Origin of the sequence: Pseudoalteromonas sp. SR43-2, from assembly GCF_014163885.1 — a bacterium.
Lineage (GTDB): Bacteria > Pseudomonadota > Gammaproteobacteria > Enterobacterales > Alteromonadaceae > Pseudoalteromonas > Pseudoalteromonas distincta.
This window is the reverse complement of sequence record NZ_JACJED010000003.1, coordinates 201,194-223,992: the sequence shown is the minus strand read 5'-3', so window position 1 is coordinate 223,992 and position 22,799 is coordinate 201,194. Positions and strand designations below refer to the sequence as shown.

Sequence of the window (22,799 nt, the reverse complement as noted above, 5' to 3'; positions counted from 1 at the left end):
TTTATTAGTTGTTGAAGTATTATTTATATGTAATAGAAGAAATAAATGAGTATAAAATCTATCGAAATTAAAAACCTATTTTCATATGAATATATGAAAATAGATGATGTTAAAGATATTAACTGTATTGTTGGCAAAAACAATGTTGGTAAGTCAAATATATTAAAAGCTTTAAGGTTTTTTTATGGGAAATTGGAAGGTAAAAGAGAGTTAGGGCCAGAGCTATATTCAAATTACACATCATATGGTTCAATAACTATTGAGTTTGACACAGAGAGGTTACATCGGATAGTTAGATCTTCGGAAGTACCTTATTTTAAAAGAATTAATACTATTTTATTTAAAGATTTCTTTTTAGATAGGGATGAAAAAAAAACTTTATCTAATTTTTTACGTACCGAATCCCAGCTTGTTTCTAGTTATCCATTGACATTACATATAAGAAATGATGGTCTTTCTGAATGGTCGATAAAAAATAAGAACGCTATTGATCTTCTGAGTACAATTTATCCTTTTTTCGAAGTTGATGCGCGGCATATGAACCTCCATGAATGGGATAAAATCTGGCATATTGTAAGTAGTTTGAAAACTATAAACTTTAATAAAATACCAAAGAAAGACGTAGAGTTATTCTTTAACGAAAAATTAGGTGAAAAAAATAAATCTTATAGTCAGCTTATATCAATTGTCGATAATGCCATTTCCACTAAACAATTTACTTATAAAGAAAGAATTTTAAACTACATTAAATTAGGCCTTAAAGGCGATCAATTTGAAATTAACGGAGAGAGCTTAGATTTACAATCAGATGGAACTAACGCTTATAATTTTACAAATACACTTTTAACATTATTGATAGCACTTACTCGCTCAGAATACATATCTCCTTTTATATTTCTTGATGAACCAGAGTTAGGTTTACATCCTAAACTTAATGAAGGTTTGATTAGTAATATACATGAAAATTTTATTAAGTACGGATTTAAAAAGAATGGTGTGAAGATTAAAACTAAAATGCCAAGTATTTTTATATCCACGCATTCACCTAATATAGTTAAAGAAGTAATAATTAAATTTCAGGGTAAGCATCAAGTACTCCATATATCTAAAGATAAAGAGCAGGGGTCACTACTAAAAAAATTACATTCAACTTATAAAGATAGTAATTTTTTAAGTACTTTCAGTGATAATGAAGCCAGGCTTTATTTTAGTGATCATATTTTATTTGTAGAAGGTCAAACAGAACTAGAAGCTTTTGGAAACTTGTCATTAAGGATGCATTTTAAACATTTGAGTCGTGTTGATGTATATAGTACTAGTAGTAATACAACTAGTGAGAGTATTAATCCAGGTGCAACTGACGCTGCTATAAAATATCTATTCTTATTCGATGCTGATAAAGCTTATTCTTTCAAAGATAAAGGTAAAAATGAACTTACGGTCCAGTTAGAAAAGAATGGTCGATTATTTAACCTACGTAAGCAAAATCTTGTAGAGCAGAAGATATATTATAAAAAGGGATTCAGTGCTGAATTTAAGCGTTTAAATAAAAATATCAATAATATTTTAGATTTTAGTTCAGAAAGTCACAAAGTGGAAAGGCATAACGTAAGATTTACCGACCAAAAATCATATTTGAATTTCCATTCTAATGTTGAACAATACCTACTGTCCAAAAATGTAAAACTGATACCTAATACTTTTGAAGGGTGCTTAATATGTTTAACAAGTGCTAGTTTATTTTATCAATGGCTAAAAATAGAGAAAAATATAGATCTAACCCTTTTTGTTAAAAAAGCTAGAAAAAATAGTAATGAAAGACGATTAATCGACTTTCTAAGAATAAAGTTTAAAGGTAAATCAGAAACTTTGAAGAGTGAAAAGCAGTTTCGTATCAAAAGTAAGTCTGACACAATATCTGGCTGGGGTATAAAGTACTTTGAGGAGTTAGAAAGTCTGTTAAAAAATTCGGAAAAAAAGAAAAAAACTAATGGTTGGGTTACTCAGTTCCTTAATTTTTCAATTAATGAAATAGAGAGAGAGTCCTTGAATACTAAAATTGAGTTTGAAGAACTTTTTAGTAATTACTTCCCTGAATTACATGATATAATAACAAGGCTTCAATCTGATAGGTAATGGGAACGGTTTAGTTATTAATTTAACTTAATTGTAAGGGCTTGTCCCTTCATGAACTTAATATAACTAGTTCATAAATAAATAAATAGTCTCTCAGTCAGCAGTTCATTGTCAGCGTGTCTGAGTACTCAAGGTCACATGTGCAACTCTGAAAATGTATCAGATTGGAGCAATTGATGAAAACAATTACAAAAAAATATTTCATGGAAAATATTCTAAATAGTAATCCTCCTGGTGATATACCTGATAATTCAATACAAGAGATTAGGATAGGTAAAGATTTTGCTTACTCTATAGATAAAAAGTTTGAATCATATTCTATAAATAAGCGCCTTACATCTTTAGTTTTTAATAAAGTACCTCTCAATGACTCCGCTGTAGCCTTTCGCCAAGGAATGTCTTATTACGACTTTATGTTTCCTCACAAAAACAACTATAAATTCCTACGTTTAGATGTAAAGTCATATTTCCATTCACTTAGAATTAGAGCGATAAGAAATTGTTTAAAACACTATTTTATGGGGTCACGTTTAACAAATAATACCACAATGGTAGATCAAGCCTTAAAATACTGTACTTATACGATCCCTACAGATTCTAAAAATGTTAAATTTAGTGAAAAAGTTGTGTTACCTATCGGTTTCCCTTCCTCCCCAGTCATCTCAAATATTATTTTTAGACAACTTGATATAGAAATTCAAAAAATTTGTTATAAACATGAAATTATTTATACGCGTTATGCAGACGACATGCTTTTTTCAGCAAAAAAATCAAATATATATATTCATAATGCTTTATTTGAAGAAGAAATATCTAGATTATTACAAAGGTTATCCTTAAAGCTAAATAATAAAAAGACACTCAAGAAGAACCATACTTTATCTCTTAATGGAAACGTTATCGCATTTGGTAAAGCTGGAGGAAGTTTGAGGTTATCTAATAAAAAAGTAAAGTTAATTAATAAGGTAACCTATCTTGCATTAGTAAAAGAAGAATCAGCGGTCTTTATAATGAATAAATTATTCAATGTTAATATCAATAATTATAACTTTCAATTTCAACAAGACGAGATTTTTTTTAAAAAAGTCTGCATGGATCAATTATTTAATAAAGCTGTTGGTTATAGATCTTATTTACTATCGATAATCCAGTTTGATAAAAAAAACAATTGCTTGGAAACACGTTACCGAAAAAAATATTCTAAAATAATTACTCGACTAGATAAATTAATCGATATTTACTCTTAGTTTTTAAAGCTTTCGAAGTAGGAACTTTACAATCTTCTAGATTGAATTGTTTTCATTAGTTTTAATATAAAATTAGGATGACACCCATGTTAATTTATACTGAAACCGTAATTGTTGTGCATAACCAATAGAACGATGACAACTGTTAGTAAATAATGGTGGTAAGCCCTTATCACCTCGAATGGTAATCCTCTTCTCTAATTACTTAAATATCGGTAACCCCTTTCAAAACACTAATGAAAACGAATGGGGTCAAATCAGGATTTCACACATCAGGGATCATCAATGTCTGCTTTTGGCTGTGAGTTCAACTGTGAGCGAAAAACTGACTGTCAGCCCCAATTATTCCAAATATTGATTATCTTATATAAGAAACAACAACGACAACCAGAGTAATAAACCCCGCAATCACAGCCTAATCAATAAGCATAAATTGATGAGGTATTGTTACTTTTAGTGCCTTATTGTTATTTATTGATCGTAATCAATAGATAACCTTTTAATACTCACTACACTTAACTTGCTGAGATGGAGCCGAGTCTATTCTTATGGAGTTGGTAATATCATTGAAAAATATGATTTTAGATTGTGAAGGAGAATAATATGCGCACAGGTAATATTTTATGGCCTACGGATTTTTCTGATACTGCATCACATGCTTTGCAATATGCCATTGAAATGGCGAATTTATATCAAGTAGGCATTCGTATTTTACACATTGTTGATCAGCCTTCAGATAATGAAAATTATATGATCCTTGCGATAACTCCCCAAGAGTTAGCTAAAAATATGGAAGACGCTGCGGCGAGTAAAATGCATGAGTTATTAGGTCAGTTAAATACTGATTTAAAGATTGAAACGGTTATTCGACATGGTGATGCCATTAATGAGATTTTAGATGAGACTAATAGCGGTGATATAGGCATGGTGGTAATTGCCAGTCATGGAAGAACCGGACTTTCTCATTTTTTGAATGTTAACGTTGCAGAAACGATCGCCAATAAAGCTGATTGCCCAGTGTTAATAGTCAAATAAAATTGGCGCGTATCTCTTGTCCCGCTGCGTTTTAGACGGGACAAAGTGGCCAGCAGGTTGGGTAAAAATGTGAGTTGTGTAAACATCAATACACGGTTTAATTGCCCGAAAGTGAACGTTTCATACTGGGGCAGGGTCAACGTAAAACTTTTACAGCAGTGAGTGTTAATTTTTTCACTCATTGCGTAGGCATTCATTGCAGACGTCTTTTAACTGAGACCTTCACTCTACCAGTATGTACAACCTGGTCTTTTCCTCTTGAATTAACTGAATAATGAAGGTCCGCTCATGGCCACCCTTCAACCACTCCACAACATAAAATGTTGATAATAATTGGCAAGGTATTTTACTGTGTCGGATGGCGCTTCGCTTATCCGACCTACATTGGCACAAAGCCGCCTATTTGGATTTTCCCACCGGTAAAATAAAGCGTTTATTCAATATAAATACCTTGTTTTAAAAGGTACTCAACTGCTGTATTAGTATGTGGCTTAAACGCCTTCCAACGGCCGATTGCTTTATTATTAAGTGGTTGGCGTACTTGCATTTTACTTGCAGTAGAAACTGGTGCGGTGTTTAAGTGAAAATTTATACATTGCTCCTGCCAATCTAAGTTACAAAAGCTGACTAACTCTTTAATTTGTTGCTCGGGCTGTGCGACTAATTCTTCGTATTTAACTAATTTTATATTGCTGTGCAGGGTACTAAAGTGCTGCATTAGTTTGTAAAAACAGCTGTAAAATTTTGCTGTGTCGAGTAAATCGAGCGAGTACGCGTAGTAGGGGTTATTAATGGTAAATAATTGGCGATAGTTGCCAATACAGGTGTCCATTGGATCGCGCAGCATACAAATTATTTTGGCATTTGGCAGTGCTTTGGTTATTAAATCGATATAAAAAAAGTTAAACGGGAGCTTATCAATAAAGTGTTTATGGCTGCCTGTTATTACGCGTGTTGCGTTTAAATAGGTTGACCCAAGCTGATTAAAATCAAGCTCGTAGGCTTTACTGAGCGTTTGAGTGTCGAGCACATGGGGTGTTTGTGTTTGGCTCAGCTTTTTAACACTTAGGCCAAAGTCTTGTAATTCACCGGCTGATTGCACGTCGCTGTGGCTCGATAAAATACGCTCAACCAATGTGGTGCCAGAGCGGGGCATGCCTAATACAAAAATAGGTTCGGCCGTTGGGTTACCTTGTGTCAGCGCTTGTGTGTGCTGCTCACTTAAGAGTTTAATATGTTCAAATAACTCAGTTGAGCTTTTATGATCAAACGGCTGCACAGCACGTTTTACTACTTTACCTTGCTCCAGCGCGTTAAAAGCCTCTGAATATTTACCAATATCTTGATACTCTTTTGCGAGTGCATGACCAATATGCAGTTTTGCATCGGGGTGTGTTACTTGCTCAAACACATTTTTTAAGCGCTCAATATGATTGTTTTGTGTACTTACTTTAGTTAAATCACTTAATGCAAAATGACTTTGGTGGTGCAGCGGGTTAAGCGCTATGGCATTTTCAAAAGCGTGTTGGGCTTTATCAAATAGCCCTAAAAACTTAGCGCTTACACCGTAGTTATAATAAAACTGAGGTTGAGCTTTGTTGGCTGTATTAGCCAGTTTAATAGCGCGCTCAAAGTAGTTAAGTGCTTGCTCGTGAATACCTGCTTGAGTAAGTGCAACGCCAAGTGTGTCGGCATCAAGGGCTTTAGTTATTTGCTTTAATGGCACCGATAGTGCGGTGTTTTTTGATTTTTGTAATTCGCCAGTAAGTGCGTAACATTTAGCAAGTTGCGCGGTGTATTCAATACTTTTACCAAAGCTAAGGGCTTTTTCGATGAGCTTTATTGCTTTGTGTATTTGCCCAACAGTTAAATTAACCATTGCCAGCAAAAAGTACCCATCAGCAAAGTCTGGTTTGAGTGTAACTAACTCCACTAGGGCTTTGTGTGCTTGCTCTATTTTACCTTGGTTTAGGGAGTGTATGGCGCTTTGATGAAGTTGCTTTAAATTTGGCTGCATGGTTTTTGGTAATTATTATTTTGTAAAAGAAAATAAAAAGGCTCAAATAAATTTGAGCCTTAAAACATTGTTTAAAAATTACTATAAATTATATTTCAAATTTGTAGTTAAATTTAACACCTACCGTAAGCGGGCGATTAATGTAATGGCCGTAGTTACGTTGTATGTCGGCACCATTTGCTGATGTTATATCGGCATCTGAACGACGAACGGATGTAACCGCGTATTTGTTGAATAGGTTATCAACATATAGGGTAGTTGACCATGCATCAGCTGTTAATTTAGCTGATATATTACTTAAGCTGTAACCTGGTAGTGTTTCACCGTTATCACGAAGCCCTACTCTTGAAAGCACGTCGCTTTGCGCAGTTAAACCGTAGTTAATATCAAGCGTTTTGTCGTTAAACACGTCTGTTTGATAGTTTACACCCATCGAAAATTGATTTTCAGGTGAGCCTGGTAAACGGTCGCCGTCTTCTGCGCCATCGGTACCATCGGCATTAAACAAAAATGGTGCGTCTGATGTTAGCTCTGCTTTTGTGTAGGCATAAGTTGCGTAAACTGAAAACGAGTCAGATAAAATGGCACGGGTCGAAATTTCTACCCCTTTTGCATTAGCGCTGCCTGCGTTTGAAAGGTACGTTAATTGACCTATATCTGTAGCGCCTGTAATTTGTGCATCATCCCAATCTACGTTAAATAACGCGGCGTTAAAGTGTAGCTGGCTTCTAAACCATGTACTTTTAAAGCCTAGCTCGTAGTTTGTTGTGGTGTCGGCTTCATATAATAATTCGTCAGGTTTACCACAACCTGTTTGTTGATCCTCAACAATAGGATCAGGGCAAGACACTAAACCGTTTGAACCGCCAATTCTGAAACCTTCACTTACGGTTACATAACCCATTACAGAGTCAGTGAACTGGTATTTAGCATTAAATTTAAATAAGTTACCGTTATCGGCTGCTTCGTCTTTTTCGTATGCAACGGTGATTTCGTCAGGATCTACTCCACCATACAATGTATTGGCTAGAGGAAAGTCAAAAGCCGCTTGCGACTCTATATCGTACTTGTAAAAACGGGCACCAACGGTCACATCTAATTTGTCGGTAACTTGGTAGCCAACTTCACCAAATAGTGCAGACTCAGTGACGGTACTTTTTGTAAGCTCTAAGTATTCTAATGAGTCAGGTCTTAGCTGCTCGCCACCAAAGTTATCAACTGCGAATTGGTCAAACCCAGGAGTAAACTCTCTGCTTGACGCTTCGGTTTCTGTTTTGTTGTAAAAGCCACCCACAATCCAGTTAAAGTCGCTGTCGCTTTGTGACACTAAGCGAATTTCTTGAGTGAAAGTATCTTCTTCGTCTATTTCACGGGTAAACGTTGAAAACGAAGGGAATTCTTCATAGCCGTAATCAAGACGAATAAGTAAATCTGTTTGATCGCGTTGACCGTCGGCATCAAAGCTCGAAATACCAGTAGCCGATACTAGCTCTGCAAAACCTAGGTCGGCTTTTAGTTCAAGGCTTAGTAATTGATCTTTTTTCTCGCGCGGCTCTTCAAAGCGATAAGCCGATTCGTATTTACCTATTACGTCGCTTAAACCGTTGTTTGAATTAAGGCTGTTGTAATGAACAATCGAGCGGCCTTCGCTATCTTGGTTTTGGTAAAAGTAGTTAAGCGTACCTTCAAACGATTCGTTTGGTTTAAAGCGAACAGAAATACGACCTGTAGTGGTGGTTTCGCCGTTGGCGTCTTTTACATTTTTAAGGTTGTTATTAACTGCTGAGCTGTCGCTCCAATCAGGATCTGGTAACGATACGCCAGGCTCGCGCACTACGTAACCGTAATCGATAAAACCAGGGTCTTCATATACGTTTAAGCTGGCGCGCACTGCTAATTTATCTTCAATAATAGGAAGGTTAAATATAAAACCGCCTTCGCCACCTAAAGAGTCACTTTCTTTTGTTTGAAACAGGTCGCCGTAAACTTCAAGAGATGTAAAATCAAGCTCAGGTTGTTTAAGCATGTAACGAATCGCACCGCCTAATGTGCCTGCACCATATAAGGTGCCTTGTGGCCCAATTAATACTTCAACACGCTCAATATCTACTAGGCGCATATCTACCGAAACCGGAATTTCGTTAATGTAAGTAGATACCGTGCCGCCATCTGATGATGGACCAGACGAGTTTGTATTTAAACCACGAACAATTATAGGCGAGCCTGAGCGACCACCTTGATCGGTAATTGTTAAACCAGGCACCCAGCGCGCTACATCGGCAAGCTCATTGATATTTTGATCTTTCATAATATCTGCATCAAGGGCTGTAATATTTAGCGGTGCATTTTGCACCGAGCCGCTGCGCCTTGTTGCTGTAACTTCGATTACTTCGAGTGATTTGTTTTTAGCTGCAACTTCTTCTTGAGCAAGTGCGGCATTAGGCAATAAAAATACGCTGGAAACAGCGCTCGAAATAGCCAAGGTTAACAAGCTTGGTTTAAACATAAAAAGTGATCCCCAGTTCAAATGTTTTACATTAGTAAATTAAGTTAAGCAGTTTATCAGGGAGTGAAGTAGCTTGGAATATTTAAATTGAATTTTAATTCACTTATATAGAATAAATATGGATTATTTGTGGGGGTTTTATTTGGTTAATAGGCAATACAGGCAATGGCTTAGTGTAATTAGGTACAGTTAGGTTAAAAAATACACCCTTGTTTAAAGGTAAATAGTCATTCATTTTTTAAAAATGGCTTTATGATGTGCTCGTTAAACAAATTATTACATTAAAATTGATAGTTTATAATGTCATTAGTTATGCTTTTATCAGCACTATTAAAGTATGTTTTTATCCCCATTAAGAGTGTTAAGTCGGAATTATAAATAACTGTGTAAGTTATTGAGTGAGCGTGTTTGATTGCCGCTTCGTATTCTTTTTTTTGTTTTGTCCGCACTTTTTTGTGCGTGTTTTTAAGGATTAACAATGAGCCAACTATTTTCGCCTTTATCACTTGGGAAAGTAACGTTAGATAACCGTATTATTATTGCACCCATGTGCCAGTATTCAGCAAACAATGGCGCTGCTAGCGATTGGCATACTATTCATTTAGGCCAATTGAGTTTAAGTGGTGCAGGATTACTTATTTTAGAAGCAACAGCTGTTAACCCAGAAGGGCGTATTAGCTACGGCGATTTAGGGCTTTGGAATAACGAAACTCAACAAGCACTAGACAAAAGCCTAAAAGCAGTAAGGCAATACAGCCCTATGCCTATTGGTATTCAGTTAGCGCATGCTGGGCGCAAAGCATCAACTGAAAAACCATGGGACGGTGGTGATGCCATTGCACCTGATGAGGTAAATGGCTGGCAAACGCTCGCCCCTTCGGCAATTGCGTACGACGCTAACAGCCCAGTACCAAAAGCAATGAGCCAAGACGACATAGATTCATTAATTAAAGATTTTGTGAGTGCAGCCAAACGCGCTGATGAACTCGGCCTTGATTTAATCGAGCTACATGGTGCGCACGGTTACTTGTTACACCAATTTTTGTCGCCACTTTCAAACAAGCGCGATGACAACTACGGTGGCAGCTTAGAAAACAGAATGCGCTTATTACTTGATGTGTTTAAAGCGGTAAGAGCGGTATTCCCCAGTAATAAAGCAGTGGGTGTGCGTATTTCGGCAACCGATTGGGTTGAAGGTGGCTGGGATTTAGATCAATCGATAGTACTTAGTAAAGCGCTTGATGAACTAGGTTGTGATTTTATTCATGTAAGTACGGCGGGCCTAAGCCCAGAGCAACAAATACCAGTTAAACCTAATTTCCAGGTACCGTTTGCAACAGCCATAAAAGAAGCGGTTAAAATGCCTGTTATAGCGGTGGGTTTAATTACACAGGCGCAACAAGCCGAAGATATTATTAGCGAGCAGCAAGCCGATGGCGTAGCACTAGCGCGTGGTATTTTATATAACCCGCATTGGCCGTGGCATGCAGCTGCAGAGCTTGGCGCTACAGTAACTGCACCTAAACAGTATTTACGCTCAAGCCCACATGGGCAGCCATCACCAATAAAATAAAGTTTAGTTTTTTTGTAGAAACCCAACCCGCGTTTGCGGGTTGGGTTTTATTATTTTTATAAAGTAGAGACACACATGACCCAAACAGGCGTTTCAGCGCAACCTCTTAGCAATACACTCGTTACTATTATTGCTTTGTGTTGCGGTCTTATTGTTGCCAATATTTATTACGCTCAACCTATTATTGAGTTACTTGCCCCAGAAGTTGGATTAAGTTCACGCAGTGCTAGCCTTATCGTATCGCTTACACAAATAGGCTACGCTTTGGGGTTGTTTTTTTTAGTACCACTAGCTGATTTAGTTGAAAATAAAAAGCTTATGTTGGTCACTCTTGGTGTGTCGTTTTTGAGTTTAGTGGGTACGGCACTTGCTGATTCACCTAATGTAATGCTTATTTTGTGTTTGATGATAGGTATAAGTTCGGTTTCTGTTCAGGTGCTTATTCCACTTGCTGCGCATTTATCGTCTGACGAAAAACGCGGACAAGTTCTTGGTAATATTATGGCGGGTTTGTTGTTAGGTATTTTGCTAGCAAGACCTATATCGAGCTTAATAGCCGATCACTTTGGTTGGCGCGCTGTATTTTACTTTGCAGCAGGGTGTATGGTGTTTATTGCTGGTGTAATTTATTTTGCTATTCCAAGTAGGCAACCAACCCATAAAACAACGTATTTTAAGTTATTAAAATCGCTGAAACAATTAATGATAAGCCAGCCAGTGCTGCGCCAACGTTCACTTTTTCAAGCGTTAATGTTTGCATCGTTCAGCTTATTTTGGACGAGCGTACCGGTTGTGCTTGCCCGTGAGTATGGTTTATCCCAATCAGAAATAGCATTGTTTGCACTAGTGGGCGCCGCAGGTGCTGTAGCAGCTCCCATTGTTGGGCGTTTGGCTGATAAGGGCTATACGCATCAGTTATCGTTACTGGCCAAACTCATTGCAGCACTGTGCTTTTTACCAAGCTTATTTGAGTTACCTTACGGCATTATAGTATTGGCATTAACCGGTGTGTTTATTGATTTTTCTGTGCAGGCCAATATGGTATTGGGTCAACGTGCAGTGTACGCACTAGAACCACAAAGCCGTGCGCGTTTAAACGCTATTTACATGACGAGTATATTTGTAGGTGGCGCAGTAGGCTCGCTTATTGCCAGCCCATTATATGAAGTGGGTGGTTGGACTGGTATTGCACTGGTCGCTACCGGCATGCCGCTTATTTCGTTGATTGGTTATTTGGTTACAACTAAAAAGCAAAGTAAGGCTGTGAGTTAAAAAAACACTGCAAAGAGCTAAATAAAGTCACCATGTGCGTGGTGACTTTATTTAGCTTGTTTAGGTTAGTTTGGTTTGGTAGTTAATTAAGTAGCCTGTTTTTTTGCGTTTGAAAACGAGCTACCAACAGATGCAATAATCACAAGTAAAATAGCAAGCCACTGCCATAAAGTAAGCAATTCACCTAGTATAATAAACCCTGCGAGCGAGGCTATTGCAGGCTCTAAGCTCATCATTACGCTAAACCCTTGTGAAGGCATGTTACGCAGTGCAACCATTTCAAGAGTGTAAGGCAGTGCGCTTGATAAAATAGCAATACCAATACCCAGTGGGATAATTTCCCATGTAAACGCGGGGCTTTGCATAATGCCGCCGTAAGGCACTAGCACTATAGCGGCAACAGTCATGCCCAATGCGACAGTGGCTCCACCAGAACTTTGTGTGCCCGTTTTTTTACCAAATAATATATAACCTGCCCAACACGCGCCAGCACCAAGCGCAAGCGCTACACCTAATGGATCAAGGCTATCTTGCTCGCTCATATCAGGAAGCAGAAGCAAAATACCAGCAATAGCACAGGCAACCCAAAATAAGTCACGTTTGCGGCGAGATGAAAATAAGGCAACAGCAAGCGGGCCTGTAAATTCAAGTGCTACACCAATGCCTAGTGGAATGCGTTCAATAGCGTAATAAAACAAAATGTTCATGCCGCCTAAACTTAAACCATACACAATTATAGGAATACGATTACCCGTAGTGGGTAAGTGTTTCCAAGGTTTAAACACTAAGCAAAGTATAAAGGCAGAAAAACCAAGCCTAAGGGCCGTCGTACCCTCAGGGCCAACAATAGGAAAAAGCTGCTTTGCAAATGACGCGCCCGTTTGAATGGTCATCATAGCAAGCAGTACACACACGATAGCCAGTAAATAACTTTTTGAAGATGCTTGCATTTTAATCCTTGAGTTGAGTGACTCTATCAATTAGTTATGTAATGCAGGGAGTATAAAAGCTAAACCCGCCCGATATTAATGGCGGCATAGTATCTTTTTTTTAATTTATAGGTAAGTGTTTGCGACCAAAAATAGCGCAATTAAAAATATATTAAATAGGGCAGGTAAATAAAGTAAGAGGTAAAGTTAGCAAACAGGCGTTTGCTAACTTTAATCAGTTGGTTAAAAGGCCTTAGTGGGCACTTTTATTAACTAAGCCATCAAGCGAGTAAAGACCTCGTTTTTCATCATTTTTGCGTTTAATTTCTTCAAGTGCGCGCGATTCTACAGCGTCAAATAAAGCATTAATTAAGCGGTTAAAATGTTTATGCATTGCAGTACGTGCTGCATTTGCATCATGCGACTTTAGGGCTGTATAAATAGCGGTGTGTTCATCCATAACGCACTCGTCATTGTTTTTACACACACTGCCATAGTCAGCAACAATTTGTGGGTTTGTTAAACGTAAATCCCACAAGTTAGACACTGCAAATTCAAGTGCTTTATTGCGCGTTGCTCTAGCTATAATTTCGTGGAACTCACGATCGGCTTGCTCAACATAAAGGCCTTTTTGCATGGCAATTAATGTTTTATTTAGTTGCTCTAGTTCTTCTTCTGTAATGCTTTGAGCAGCTAAAGCGGCAATTTCGCCTTCAATTAATGCGCGAGCTTGAGTAAGTTCAAATGCACTGATCTCTTTTGATTTTATAGATGCATTTTTTTGTTCTACTACGTAAACACCAGAGCCAGTTTTAACTTCAACTCGGCCACGTACTTCTAATGCGATAATAGCTTCTCTAATGGTAGGGCGGCTTACATCAAACATTTCTGCAAGTTCACGTTCAGGTGGTAAACGACTCCCAGCAGAAAATTCGCCTTGATTTATTAAAGACTCAATTTTATCAACTATGCGCCAAAATAAGCGACGATTACCCATACTTTACCTTCATTACCTTAAGGAATAATGGCCTCTGGGGCCTATAAGTCAAAACCAACTGTTAATATCAGAGGTTACCTTAAAATTCACTATTATGTCAAAATTCTAACGCGATGTTAGGGTTAATAACCACTATACACCAACGGTTGTATTCTTGTATTACCAATTTAGTTTAAAATAATGTAATTGGCCAGCTTGATTGGTAATGTTTTTATGTGTTAGGTTAGATTTAGGTTATGGAGTAATAAATATTGGTAATAAACCGAGTTGGGTTGTCAGTGTTAAGTTTGTTGTAGAAGTATTTGATTGCCCATGGATGGGGATCGCTATTTTAAAGTGTTTTATAAAATCTGTCGTTGTACGAGAGCTATTTAAGCTTTCTTCTGGGCGTTAGCTGTCGTTGGTTAACGCCCATATTTTATTTAATTAGTCGTTAGGGTACACAACCCCAAGCTGTTTGCGCGCTTCATCAAGAACGCTCATTACGTTACTGGCTAAAATGTGCGTATTAACAGGTGACTCAAGGATATTTTGCTTCACTAATGACATAAAATGCTCAACTTCGTATTTCATAAAGTGCTCATCAAACGGCTGGGATATAACCTCTACATCACCATTATTAGCAATAAACTCCACCTTTTTAAGTTGCGATACCGCTTCTATACGTATGCGCCCAAGCTCGCCTTGTATTTCGGTTATGTTGTCGCCTTGCGATATTTTGGAGTAACTAATAACGGCTTGTTTATCTGCATAGTTTAGTAATACATCGCCCGCACCATCTACACCAGTATCGAGCAATACGCCACTGGCACTCACGCTTTTTGGTGCCCCCCAAAGTGCAATTAATAAATACAGTGGGTAAATCCCTAAATCAACTAAAGCGCCGTTAGCAAACTCGGGTAAAAATGTGTTTGGGCGTTCGCCATTTTTATACTTATCGTAACGCGATGAGTATTGACTGTACTGGCCAATATATTTACGTGGTGTGCCAATTTTTACCATTGCCTGTTGCAGCTGTTCAAAGTTAGGCAAGTGAGTGGTCATCATGGCTTCCATGTAAAGGCGCTGGTGCTTTTTTGCTGTAGCTATAATGCTTGCAAGCTCTTTAGAATTGGCAGCTGATGGTTTTTCGCCAAGGACATGTTTACCCGCTTCTAGACACATAACGGCATATTGTTTGTGTAAGCTATTAGGGGCGGCTATGTAGACAGCATCGACATGTTTATCTTGGCAAACTTGCTCGATTGAGGTGAAAATTTTTGCTTGTGCATTTTGTGGGTGTTTGGCTAAAAATGCTTCGCCGCTAGATACTGCGCGCGAGCACACCCCATATAAATTAAAATCGTTTAACGTATTTGCAGCGGCTAACAATGTGTCGCTAATAAAATTGGTGCCAACAATAACAAAGTTCATGCTCACTCCTTAGCTTAAATAAAAATAATAAGAGTATTTAGTTTAACATTTTTTTAGTTCTATATGCTCGAGGAGAACATCCAAACCAGCGTTTAACATTAACACTTAGTGTTGCTTGTTCCTGATATCCTAAAAGCTCAGATATGGTTGAGATTGTAAATTGGTTTTGCGCTAAATAGTGTGCAGCTAAAGCGCGGCGAGTGGCATCTTTTAGTTTTACAAAACTCGTATTATGTTTGATAAGTTCTCGATGCAGAGTACGCGGGTGCATACCCAGCGCAGCTGAAATAGTTTGGTTACTACATTGATAAATAGGAAGCATAGGCCTAATTAGCGCACTAACTTGGTTGGGCAACGGTTGTGTGTGTTCTTTGTTTTTTGCCAAGAAGTTTAGCGCTGCTTGTACTTTATTTAGTTTAGGGTGATCAAGCTCAAGAGTTAAATCACTTTTTGAGATTACAATGCCAGCGCTGTTGCGATGCTCTATAACGTTACAACCAAAGTAAGTGTTATAGGCACGAGTATTAGTACTTAACTTTTTTGGCAAAAATATATTAATTGGTTTGCAGCGGTTATTACTCAGCTTTTTAATAACAGCCAATGCCAAACCAATGGTTAGCTCAATCACTTGGTTAATGTTCGGTAATGGTTTTAAATTAATTTCGAATGATAAAAACAAGCTTTTATCATTCTCTAAAGGGTGCGAGTTTAAGCTAAGTGCAGGGCTGTGTAAGTGAAGGTATTTAATAACCCAATTAAGTGCATCACCTAAATTAGTACTACTTTTGGCAGCTATTGCAATATGTCCTAAAATATCAAAGTTTTGTCTACTTGCGAGCTTAAGGCCAAAACTAGAGCAATTGAACTTACAAGCACAGTATTCTAAAAGCTCAGCGTAATCTCGATAAGGTAAATATTGGTTGTCGAGATTTTTAAAGTCAACGTTACTAATATTACAGCTTTGCATTATTTCATGCGGATCGCCGCCAAATTCGCTAATTAGCGTGTCTATACCTTGTAATGACGTGGCTCTGATTAGGCTGCTCATGGTTAACCCCAAATAAGTGATGTCTAAAAATATCAAGTTTTATTGGGTTTTTCTATGCACTATTACTGTTAAGGCCGTTTAAAACTTTTATTAAGGTACACCATGAACAATACAACATTTGATTACATTGTGATTGGCGCAGGCAGTGGCGGCTGCGTTATGGCATCGCGATTGTCTGAGGATAAAAATGTCAGTGTGTGTTTAATTGAAGCTGGCGGCAGCGATAAAAGTGCATTTGTGCAAATGCCAGCTGGCATAGCAGCGAGTGTGCCTTATGGCATAAATAGCTGGCATTACAATACGGTGCCACAAAAAGCGCTTAATAACCGCTGTGGTTTTGTGCCGCGCGGCAAAGTATTGGGTGGGTCAAGCTGTACCAATGCAATGGTTTATATTCGCGGTAACAAATACGATTACGACCAATGGGCTGCTAATGGCAATACGGGATGGGATTTTGAGAGTTTACTCCCGTACTTTATTAAAGCTGAGAACAATAAAGCGTTTATAAATAATGAGCTGCACGGAATAAAAGGCCCGCTACATATACAAGAGCTAAGTAACCCAAGCAATGTAAACCAATATTTTTTAAATGCCTGTGCTGAGCAGGGCGTTAATTTAAGCGACGATATAAATGGTAAAGAGCAAAGCGGCGCGCGTTTATCGCAGGTAACTCAGCACAATGGCGAGCGTTGTAGTGCAGCAAAAGCATATTTAACACCGCATTTAAACCGCCCGAATTTAACGGTATTAACCCATAGCCACGTTAATAAAATAAATATAGCTAATAAGATAACGCAAGGCGTGCAAATAGGGCGTAATAAGGAGGTTATTAATTTACGTGCTAAAAAAGAGGTAATACTCAGTGCTGGCTCTATTAATTCGCCGCAAATATTAATGCTTTCGGGTATTGGCCCAAAAGAGCAGTTAAGTGCACATAACATTAAGGTTCAGCACGTACTTGAAGGTGTTGGCGCTAATTTACAAGATCACTTAACGGTAGTGCCACTTTATAAATCAAAAACAAGTAAAGGCACATTTGGTATAAGCCCGCTTGGCATTGCCAGCATTTTAAAAGGATGCGTTAACTGGTTTAGTAAACGAGAAGGGCGATTAACCAGTAATTTTGCAGAGTCGCACGCGTTTATTAAATTATTTGAAGGCTCGCCAGCACCCGATGTGCAGCTAGAATTTGTAATTGGGTTGGTGGACGATCATAGTCGTAAATTACACACTGGGCATGGTTACAGTATACACAGCAGTATTATGCGCCCCAAAAGCCGAGGTACTATTACATTAGCTGATAACAATCCGCGTAGTGCACCGCTTATTGACCCTAATTATTTAAGCCATCCAGATGATTTAACTGTAATGCTTGCTGGTCTTAAAAAAACACTCGCTATTATGCAAAGCAACGCTTTTGATAACATACGCGGTAAAATGCTCTACCCGCTTGATATAAATAATGATGAGCAGCTAATTGAGTTTATACGCCAAACTGCAGATACCGAATATCACCCAGTAGGGACATGTAAAATGGGGCAAGACTCAATGGCAGTAGTAGATACTAATTTACGAGTACACGGGGTAAGTAACTTACGCGTAGTTGATGCGTCGATTATGCCTACTATTATTACCGGCAACACAAATGCGCCGGTAATTGCGATTGCTGAAAAAGCGGCTGATTTAATTAAACACGAAAACGTATAATTGAATTAACAATAGCAGGGCTATTAATTAGCGATAAAACTCATTTAGCCATTGTTGCCAATCGCTTTCGAGATGTAGCATTTGCTGATGCTTTTTAGCGTTTAGATGCTTGGCTTCGTCCTCGCTTGCCACATAAGGCCCAACGCGGCATAGGGGGCAATGGTTAGATGTTAAGTATGCAGGCTTTGTAAGGCGTGAGCTTAATTCGCTAGTATGTTTATCGAGACTTTTTGGGCTGAAAACGTAAGTTATGCCGCTTGTGTCTTTAACGTGTTTGTCGCGGTCAACATTACGAATTTTATAACCTTCAAAATGGCTAATATCAAATGGGATTTGGCCTAAATAATCTGCGGTTAAACCGTTATTTAAACTCCCCTCTATATTCCATTCTCGATAAGGTTTTACATCCTTTGAGGTGATGTAACAAAGCATTGGCCCATTTTTATCAAGCGCGTATTCGTTAGCGTATTTAATAAATTGGTGCAGTAAAGCGCGGTTTAATACGTTCATGCTGGTTTGGCGCGTGTTGTTTTCAAACGCTTCACGGCCAACAAATGCAGGTATAAGCGGAAACTGAAAAATAACCACATCAAAGCTGTGCTGGTTTTCACTTAGAGCTTGCCAACATGCATGGTTTGTAACATCAAAACTATTAAGTACCTCAACGTTATGCGCTTTTAAGTTGCTAAGTGCATTGTGCTGGTATTTTTGCTCAATAGTAGTTTGGTCATCGTAAGTAGATGCAACCAAAGCTTTTGGCGATAGATGAGTGTAAATAGCGTTCGAAAACGATAAATCGCCATCGCCTACGGTGAGTATTCGCCATTGAGGATTTAAATACATATTTTATTTAGCGTTTATGTTTGTAGCAGTATTATTTATATCGCTATTTGTTTGTGCGTCTTTTGCTAGTAAACGATGAAACGCAAGTCTGGTTTTTAACCCTTCAATAGCGATTTGTTTAATAATAAGATTAAAGGTAATTAAAATGGCAAAGGCAATATGAATAGGGCCGTGAGTAAATCCTGCATCTGTATCGTACAGTGTTAAACCGAATAGCAAAAATAAGACGACTAAAAATATTTCGAGTAATTGACTTGAATAAAAGCTTAAACGACCTTCGCTTTTATGATCTTTTTTAATGCGAATAGCACAAAAAAATGGGATCACTTTGATTTTAAATGCAGCGTTTTTTTCTACGTAGTTTTCGCCAAGTTCGTCGAGTTGTTGGCGTAGTTGGTCAATCATGGTGTGTCCTCAAATAGCAGTGCGCGGATATTACCTTATTACCACGCAATATTTAAGTTTACAGCTGCTATTTAACCTGAACTCTGGTTAATAGATTTGCTAACGCATTGAATTATGGTGATATTTAAATTTATTTTCTCTAGCCAGAGATTTTCTGTGAGAACAAGGCGAATTTACGCGTCAATAGCGGGCCTATTGCAAGTAAATTCAACGCAGTTAGCGCTGAAAATAGCTGCTTGAGATAGATTTATTATCCAGAGCTCAGGTTACTCAGGGTAAATACCCATACCAATAGTCAAAATGTGACAAACAAATACAACAGAGGTAAGTACAAAGCGCATTTTTTGATAATCTTTATGATAGGTTTGCCATTGCGGCGTGGCTTTTTCAAATAAAAGTACTAGCCAAAAACTAGCACCTAACCAAGCGAGTGCCCACTCAACAGGTAAAAATGATAAAAATGGTATAGGTATTACAGGCGCAACAGCTTTTATAGCATTGCTATAAGTTTGCTCTCCGGCGCGCCATAAGTTACCCGCCATAAATGCTAAAATGGCGATACTGTAAAAAGTAAAAAACTCCAAGTTAAGGCTATTACTGCCAAACATGAGCGGCCAACCTACACACCCTAAAAACGGGATTAAGCCTAGGTAACCTAGCTGTATATGGTTAACAAATTTTTCCATTACGGTGTGCCTTATATTTAATGACTTATCTGAAGCGGGGCTATTGTAGCAGTATTGCGATTAGCGGTCTTAATAATTCGCCAGCGTTTACAATCCAAATAATGCTTACGATAACAGGGATTATATAGTTCAATCCAAAAAACCGATTGTTTTAATCTAAACAATCAATTTTATTTAATTATCCATTAGCCTTATTGTATTAACCAAGCCAACGCAGAAGGTCGTTTTAAACGAGAGCGTTGATTACTTTTTAAATACATTAAATATAGATGAGGAAATACCATGAGCACTTCATTAATCAATACAAAATTACAACCATTCAATGCAACCGCTTACCACAACGGTGACTTTGTAGAATTGTCTGAAAAAGATGTTCTAGGTAAATGGTCTATCTTCTTCTTTTACCCAGCAGACTTTACATTTGTATGTCCTACCGAATTAGGTGACCTTGCAGATTACTATGCACAACTTCAAGAAATGGGCGTAGAAGTTTACTCAGTATCTACTGACACTCATTTTACTCATAAAGCATGGCACGACACGTCAGACACTATCGGTAAAATTACTTACCCAATGATTGGCGACCCAACAGGGCGTATTACACGTAGCTTTGGTGTAATGATTGAAGAAGAAGGTTTAGCACTTCGCGGTACATTTGTAATGAACCCAGAAGGCGAAATTAAAGTAATCGAAACTCACGATTTAGGAATTGGCCGAAGCGCTAAAGAACTAGTTCGTAAAGTACAAGCTGCACAATACATTGCAACTCACGATGGTGAAGTTTGCCCTGCATCTTGGCAGCCAGGTGAAGACACACTTGCACCTTCATTAGATTTAGTTGGTAAAATCTAAATATAGGTTTACCCACTTTTATAAGGGCAGGTAACTGCCCTTAAATCAACGAACATCCGTTTGTTGGTGCCTCCTATATCAATATACTTGTTTAAGCACATGCATTATTTGGCATGGGAGGCTTGCTGTTTAAATTTTCCTAAAAGGGTTAAGCCATGTTAGATAACAACATAAAAAATCAATTAAAAAGCCATTTCGAATCGCTTACTCAACCTGTTGAGCTGCTTATTGCCTTGGATGACAGCAAAAAATCAGCAGAAGTAGAAAGCTTAGCAAACGATTTAGCCTCACTAAGCGATAAATTTACTGTAATAAGCAATCCTGATACAAGCGCACGTCGCCCGTCAATGGTTGTATATTCGCCTATTAAAAACACTCATATTACGTTTGCAGGCGTACCTATGGGTCATGAATTCACAAGTTTAGTGTTAGCACTTTTGCATACTGGCGGACACGCAAGTAAAGCTAAAAGCGAAGACATTGAGCAAATACAATCGCTTACTCAAGAGTTGAACTTTGAAGTATACATAAGTTTAAGTTGCCAAACGTGCCCGCAAGTAGTGCAAGCACTTAACACTATGGCAGCAACAAACAGTAATATTAAAGCCACCATGATTGACGGTGCATTATTTCAAGATGAAGTAGAAGAGCGAAATATTTTAGCTGTACCGGCTGTATATTTAAATGGCGAACCATTTAGCCAAGGTGCACTAAGCCTTACTGACATACTTAATAAAGTAGATAGCAAAGGGGCTGCTAAACAAGCAGCAGCACTAAGCGAAAAAGGCGAGTTTGATGTACTTGTAGTTGGTGGCGGCCCAGCGGGCGCGTCGGCTGCAATTTACTCAGCACGAAAAGGGTTAAATACAGGCATTGTGGCTGATAGATTTGGTGGACAAGTTGCCGATACATTAGCAATAGAGAACTTTATTTCGATTAAAGCGACTGAAGGGCCTAAATTGGTTGCTCAGCTTGAAGAGCACGTTAAAGAATACGATGTAGATGTAATGCATAATCAGCGTGCAGCGGCACTTGGTTATAACAATGGTTATGAAATTACACTAGAAAATGGCGCAGTACTTAAAGCTAAGTCGCTCGTACTTGCAACTGGTGCACGCTGGCGCGAAATGAACGTACCAGGGGAGCAAGAATATCGTGGCCACGGTGTGGCATATTGCCCACATTGCGACGGCCCTTTATTTAAAGGCAAACCTGTTGCTGTAATTGGTGGTGGTAATTCAGGTATAGAAGCGGCAATCGATTTAGCCAATATTGTGCAAAGCGTTACGGTACTTGAATTTGCAGACACACTACGTGCTGATGAAGTGCTTATTCGTAAAGCTAAAAGTATGGCAAATATTACTATTATCAAAAGTGCACAAACAACCGAAGTACTTGGTGATGGCAAAAAAGTAACTGGCTTAATGTACACAGATAGAGTGTCGGGAGAGAGCAAAGAGCTTGAACTTGCCGGTATATTTGTACAAATAGGCTTAATACCAAATACAGAGTGGTTAAAAGACAGCGACCTTGAATTAAGTAAATTTGGTGAAATACTGATTGATGCTAAAGGCGCAACTTCATTACCAGGAATTTACGGCGCGGGGGATGCAACCAATACTCCGTTTAAACAAATTATTATTGCAATGGGCAGCGGTGCAACAGCAAGTTTAGGTGCATTTGATTATTTAATTCGTCACTCTGAAGAAGCTGATCAAAGCGCTGCTTAATGTAATTAGTAAAAACTCTCTTGATATAACAGCAAGGCTACACCCATAGCTGTTTGTTAACCCAAGCCGCCCTTCTCCAAAGGCGGCTTTTTTAATGCTTAAGAATTAGCTCACGATTTAATCGCACCCACCGCCAGAATCACCGCCGCTACAATTTGTATGAGAATGCGATGAGTTACTGCTAGAGGAAACTGATGAGTCACTGCCAGTATAAGCGGATGATCCACGTGATGACTTAGCACTTATAAATGTAACTAACAGCAATACGCCTGATACGATAACTATTGTTATTGATGAGCTCCATTGCCCAGTGGAAACGCCTTTAAATACTGCAACAATAAGGACAGTTAGTAATATAGTTCTAATTATGTTTTTCATTGTTAATGCCTTATCTAACTATATT

Annotated in this window: 18 protein-coding genes; 8 read left to right on the top strand and 10 right to left on the bottom strand. The window is 38.2% G+C overall.

The window, feature by feature from the left end; translation table 11 throughout:
• Window positions 1-45: 45 nt before the first annotated feature.
• From H5120_RS03985 to H5120_RS03975, 3 genes are all read left to right on the top strand, one after another.
• Window positions 46-2,136 (top strand): retron Eco8 family effector endonuclease, encoded by a 2,091-nt coding sequence (locus H5120_RS03985; protein WP_182673662.1) that lies wholly within the window; start codon window positions 46-48, stop codon window positions 2,134-2,136.
• 176 nt (window positions 2,137-2,312) lie between these two features.
• Window positions 2,313-3,383, top strand: coding sequence for a reverse transcriptase domain-containing protein (locus tag H5120_RS03980; RefSeq protein ID WP_182673661.1), 1,071 nt, complete (start codon window positions 2,313-2,315; stop codon window positions 3,381-3,383).
• A 603-nt stretch (window positions 3,384-3,986) separates the two neighbouring features.
• On the top strand, window positions 3,987-4,418 hold the full coding sequence (locus H5120_RS03975; protein WP_008165663.1) for a universal stress protein: 432 nt from the start codon (window positions 3,987-3,989) through the stop codon (window positions 4,416-4,418).
• Window positions 4,419-4,851: 433 nt separating this feature from the next.
• On the opposite strand, the gene H5120_RS03970 is transcribed toward H5120_RS03975, so the two are convergent.
• Both H5120_RS03970 and H5120_RS03965 read right to left on the bottom strand, forming a co-directional pair.
• Entirely contained in the window at window positions 4,852-6,435 is a 1,584-nt protein-coding gene (locus H5120_RS03970) for a sulfotransferase (protein WP_182673660.1), read from the bottom strand.
• A gap of 88 nt (window positions 6,436-6,523) precedes the next feature.
• The gene (locus H5120_RS03965; protein ID WP_182673659.1) at window positions 6,524-8,941 is read right to left on the bottom strand and encodes a TonB-dependent receptor; all 2,418 of its coding nucleotides are present in this window, start codon (window positions 8,939-8,941) and stop codon (window positions 6,524-6,526) included.
• Between the two features lie 478 nt (window positions 8,942-9,419).
• On the opposite strand from H5120_RS03965, the gene H5120_RS03960 reads away from it, so the two are divergent.
• Together H5120_RS03960 and H5120_RS03955 are read left to right on the top strand one after the other, a co-directional pair.
• A complete protein-coding gene (locus H5120_RS03960) occupies window positions 9,420-10,514 on the top strand; it encodes an NADH:flavin oxidoreductase/NADH oxidase (RefSeq protein WP_182673658.1) in 1,095 nt (364 codons plus the stop codon).
• A 75-nt stretch (window positions 10,515-10,589) separates the two neighbouring features.
• Complete coding sequence (locus tag H5120_RS03955; protein WP_182673657.1) at window positions 10,590-11,786, top strand: MFS transporter; 1,197 nt, start codon at window positions 10,590-10,592, stop codon at window positions 11,784-11,786.
• A gap of 86 nt (window positions 11,787-11,872) precedes the next feature.
• On the opposite strand, the gene H5120_RS03950 is transcribed toward H5120_RS03955, so the two are convergent.
• The 4 genes from H5120_RS03950 to H5120_RS03935 form a co-directional block, all read right to left on the bottom strand.
• Window positions 11,873-12,736, bottom strand: coding sequence for a DMT family transporter (locus H5120_RS03950; RefSeq protein ID WP_182673656.1), 864 nt, complete (start codon window positions 12,734-12,736; stop codon window positions 11,873-11,875).
• Between the two features lie 232 nt (window positions 12,737-12,968).
• Entirely contained in the window at window positions 12,969-13,712 is a 744-nt protein-coding gene (locus H5120_RS03945; RefSeq protein WP_182671067.1) for a FadR/GntR family transcriptional regulator, read from the bottom strand.
• 426 nt (window positions 13,713-14,138) lie between these two features.
• A complete protein-coding gene (locus tag H5120_RS03940) occupies window positions 14,139-15,125 on the bottom strand; it encodes a Gfo/Idh/MocA family protein (protein WP_182673655.1) in 987 nt (328 codons plus the stop codon).
• A gap of 37 nt (window positions 15,126-15,162) precedes the next feature.
• Window positions 15,163-16,173, bottom strand: coding sequence for an AraC family transcriptional regulator (locus H5120_RS03935; RefSeq protein WP_182673654.1), 1,011 nt, complete (start codon window positions 16,171-16,173; stop codon window positions 15,163-15,165).
• 102 nt (window positions 16,174-16,275) lie between these two features.
• Here H5120_RS03935 and H5120_RS03930 point away from each other — a divergent pair, with 102 nt between their 5' ends.
• The gene (locus H5120_RS03930; RefSeq protein WP_182673653.1) at window positions 16,276-17,880 is read left to right on the top strand and encodes a GMC family oxidoreductase; all 1,605 of its coding nucleotides are present in this window, start codon (window positions 16,276-16,278) and stop codon (window positions 17,878-17,880) included.
• A 27-nt stretch (window positions 17,881-17,907) separates the two neighbouring features.
• Here the strand turns inward: H5120_RS03930 and H5120_RS03925 are convergent, their stop codons facing one another.
• The 3 genes from H5120_RS03925 to H5120_RS03915 form a co-directional block, all read right to left on the bottom strand.
• Window positions 17,908-18,723 carry a class I SAM-dependent methyltransferase gene (locus tag H5120_RS03925; RefSeq protein WP_182671071.1) on the bottom strand — a complete coding sequence of 272 codons (816 nt, stop codon included), beginning with the start codon at window positions 18,721-18,723 and terminating at the stop codon, window positions 17,908-17,910.
• Window positions 18,724-18,726: 3 nt separating this feature from the next.
• Window positions 18,727-19,128, bottom strand: a complete 402-nt coding sequence (locus H5120_RS03920; protein WP_182671072.1) for a hypothetical protein — start codon at window positions 19,126-19,128, stop codon at window positions 18,727-18,729.
• Between the two features lie 266 nt (window positions 19,129-19,394).
• Window positions 19,395-19,814, bottom strand: a complete 420-nt coding sequence (locus H5120_RS03915; protein ID WP_182673652.1) for a DUF3429 domain-containing protein — start codon at window positions 19,812-19,814, stop codon at window positions 19,395-19,397.
• A 282-nt stretch (window positions 19,815-20,096) separates the two neighbouring features.
• Here H5120_RS03915 and ahpC point away from each other — a divergent pair, with 282 nt between their 5' ends.
• Together ahpC and ahpF are read left to right on the top strand one after the other, a co-directional pair.
• Window positions 20,097-20,666 carry an alkyl hydroperoxide reductase subunit C gene (gene ahpC, locus H5120_RS03910; RefSeq protein WP_002960601.1) on the top strand — a complete coding sequence of 190 codons (570 nt, stop codon included), beginning with the start codon at window positions 20,097-20,099 and terminating at the stop codon, window positions 20,664-20,666.
• 155 nt (window positions 20,667-20,821) lie between these two features.
• Entirely contained in the window at window positions 20,822-22,396 is a 1,575-nt protein-coding gene (ahpF, locus tag H5120_RS03905) for an alkyl hydroperoxide reductase subunit F (RefSeq protein ID WP_182673651.1), read from the top strand.
• 117 nt (window positions 22,397-22,513) lie between these two features.
• On the opposite strand, the gene H5120_RS03900 is transcribed toward ahpF, so the two are convergent.
• The gene (locus tag H5120_RS03900) at window positions 22,514-22,774 is read right to left on the bottom strand and encodes a hypothetical protein (RefSeq protein WP_010555288.1); all 261 of its coding nucleotides are present in this window, start codon (window positions 22,772-22,774) and stop codon (window positions 22,514-22,516) included.
• Window positions 22,775-22,799: the final 25 nt, after the last annotated feature.

Coding starts and splice junctions, on each gene's coding strand:
- H5120_RS03965 (WP_182673659.1), bottom strand. CDS start 8,941: ATGTTTAAACCAAGCTTGTTAACCTTGGCTATTTCGAGCGCTGTTTCC.
- H5120_RS03960 (WP_182673658.1), top strand. CDS start 9,420: ATGAGCCAACTATTTTCGCCTTTATCACTTGGGAAAGTAACGTTAGAT.
- H5120_RS03985 (WP_182673662.1), top strand. CDS start 46: ATGAGTATAAAATCTATCGAAATTAAAAACCTATTTTCATATGAATAT.
- H5120_RS03900 (WP_010555288.1), bottom strand. CDS start 22,774: ATGAAAAACATAATTAGAACTATATTACTAACTGTCCTTATTGTTGCA.
- H5120_RS03925 (WP_182671071.1), bottom strand. CDS start 18,723: ATGTATTTAAATCCTCAATGGCGAATACTCACCGTAGGCGATGGCGAT.
- H5120_RS03940 (WP_182673655.1), bottom strand. CDS start 15,125: ATGAACTTTGTTATTGTTGGCACCAATTTTATTAGCGACACATTGTTA.
- ahpC (WP_002960601.1), top strand. CDS start 20,097: ATGAGCACTTCATTAATCAATACAAAATTACAACCATTCAATGCAACC.
- H5120_RS03975 (WP_008165663.1), top strand. CDS start 3,987: ATGCGCACAGGTAATATTTTATGGCCTACGGATTTTTCTGATACTGCA.
- H5120_RS03920 (WP_182671072.1), bottom strand. CDS start 19,128: ATGATTGACCAACTACGCCAACAACTCGACGAACTTGGCGAAAACTAC.
- H5120_RS03915 (WP_182673652.1), bottom strand. CDS start 19,814: ATGGAAAAATTTGTTAACCATATACAGCTAGGTTACCTAGGCTTAATC.
- H5120_RS03970 (WP_182673660.1), bottom strand. CDS start 6,435: ATGCAGCCAAATTTAAAGCAACTTCATCAAAGCGCCATACACTCCCTA.
- H5120_RS03945 (WP_182671067.1), bottom strand. CDS start 13,712: ATGGGTAATCGTCGCTTATTTTGGCGCATAGTTGATAAAATTGAGTCT.
- H5120_RS03980 (WP_182673661.1), top strand. CDS start 2,313: ATGAAAACAATTACAAAAAAATATTTCATGGAAAATATTCTAAATAGT.
- H5120_RS03935 (WP_182673654.1), bottom strand. CDS start 16,173: ATGAGCAGCCTAATCAGAGCCACGTCATTACAAGGTATAGACACGCTA.
- H5120_RS03950 (WP_182673656.1), bottom strand. CDS start 12,736: ATGCAAGCATCTTCAAAAAGTTATTTACTGGCTATCGTGTGTGTACTG.
- ahpF (WP_182673651.1), top strand. CDS start 20,822: ATGTTAGATAACAACATAAAAAATCAATTAAAAAGCCATTTCGAATCG.
- H5120_RS03930 (WP_182673653.1), top strand. CDS start 16,276: ATGAACAATACAACATTTGATTACATTGTGATTGGCGCAGGCAGTGGC.
- H5120_RS03955 (WP_182673657.1), top strand. CDS start 10,590: ATGACCCAAACAGGCGTTTCAGCGCAACCTCTTAGCAATACACTCGTT.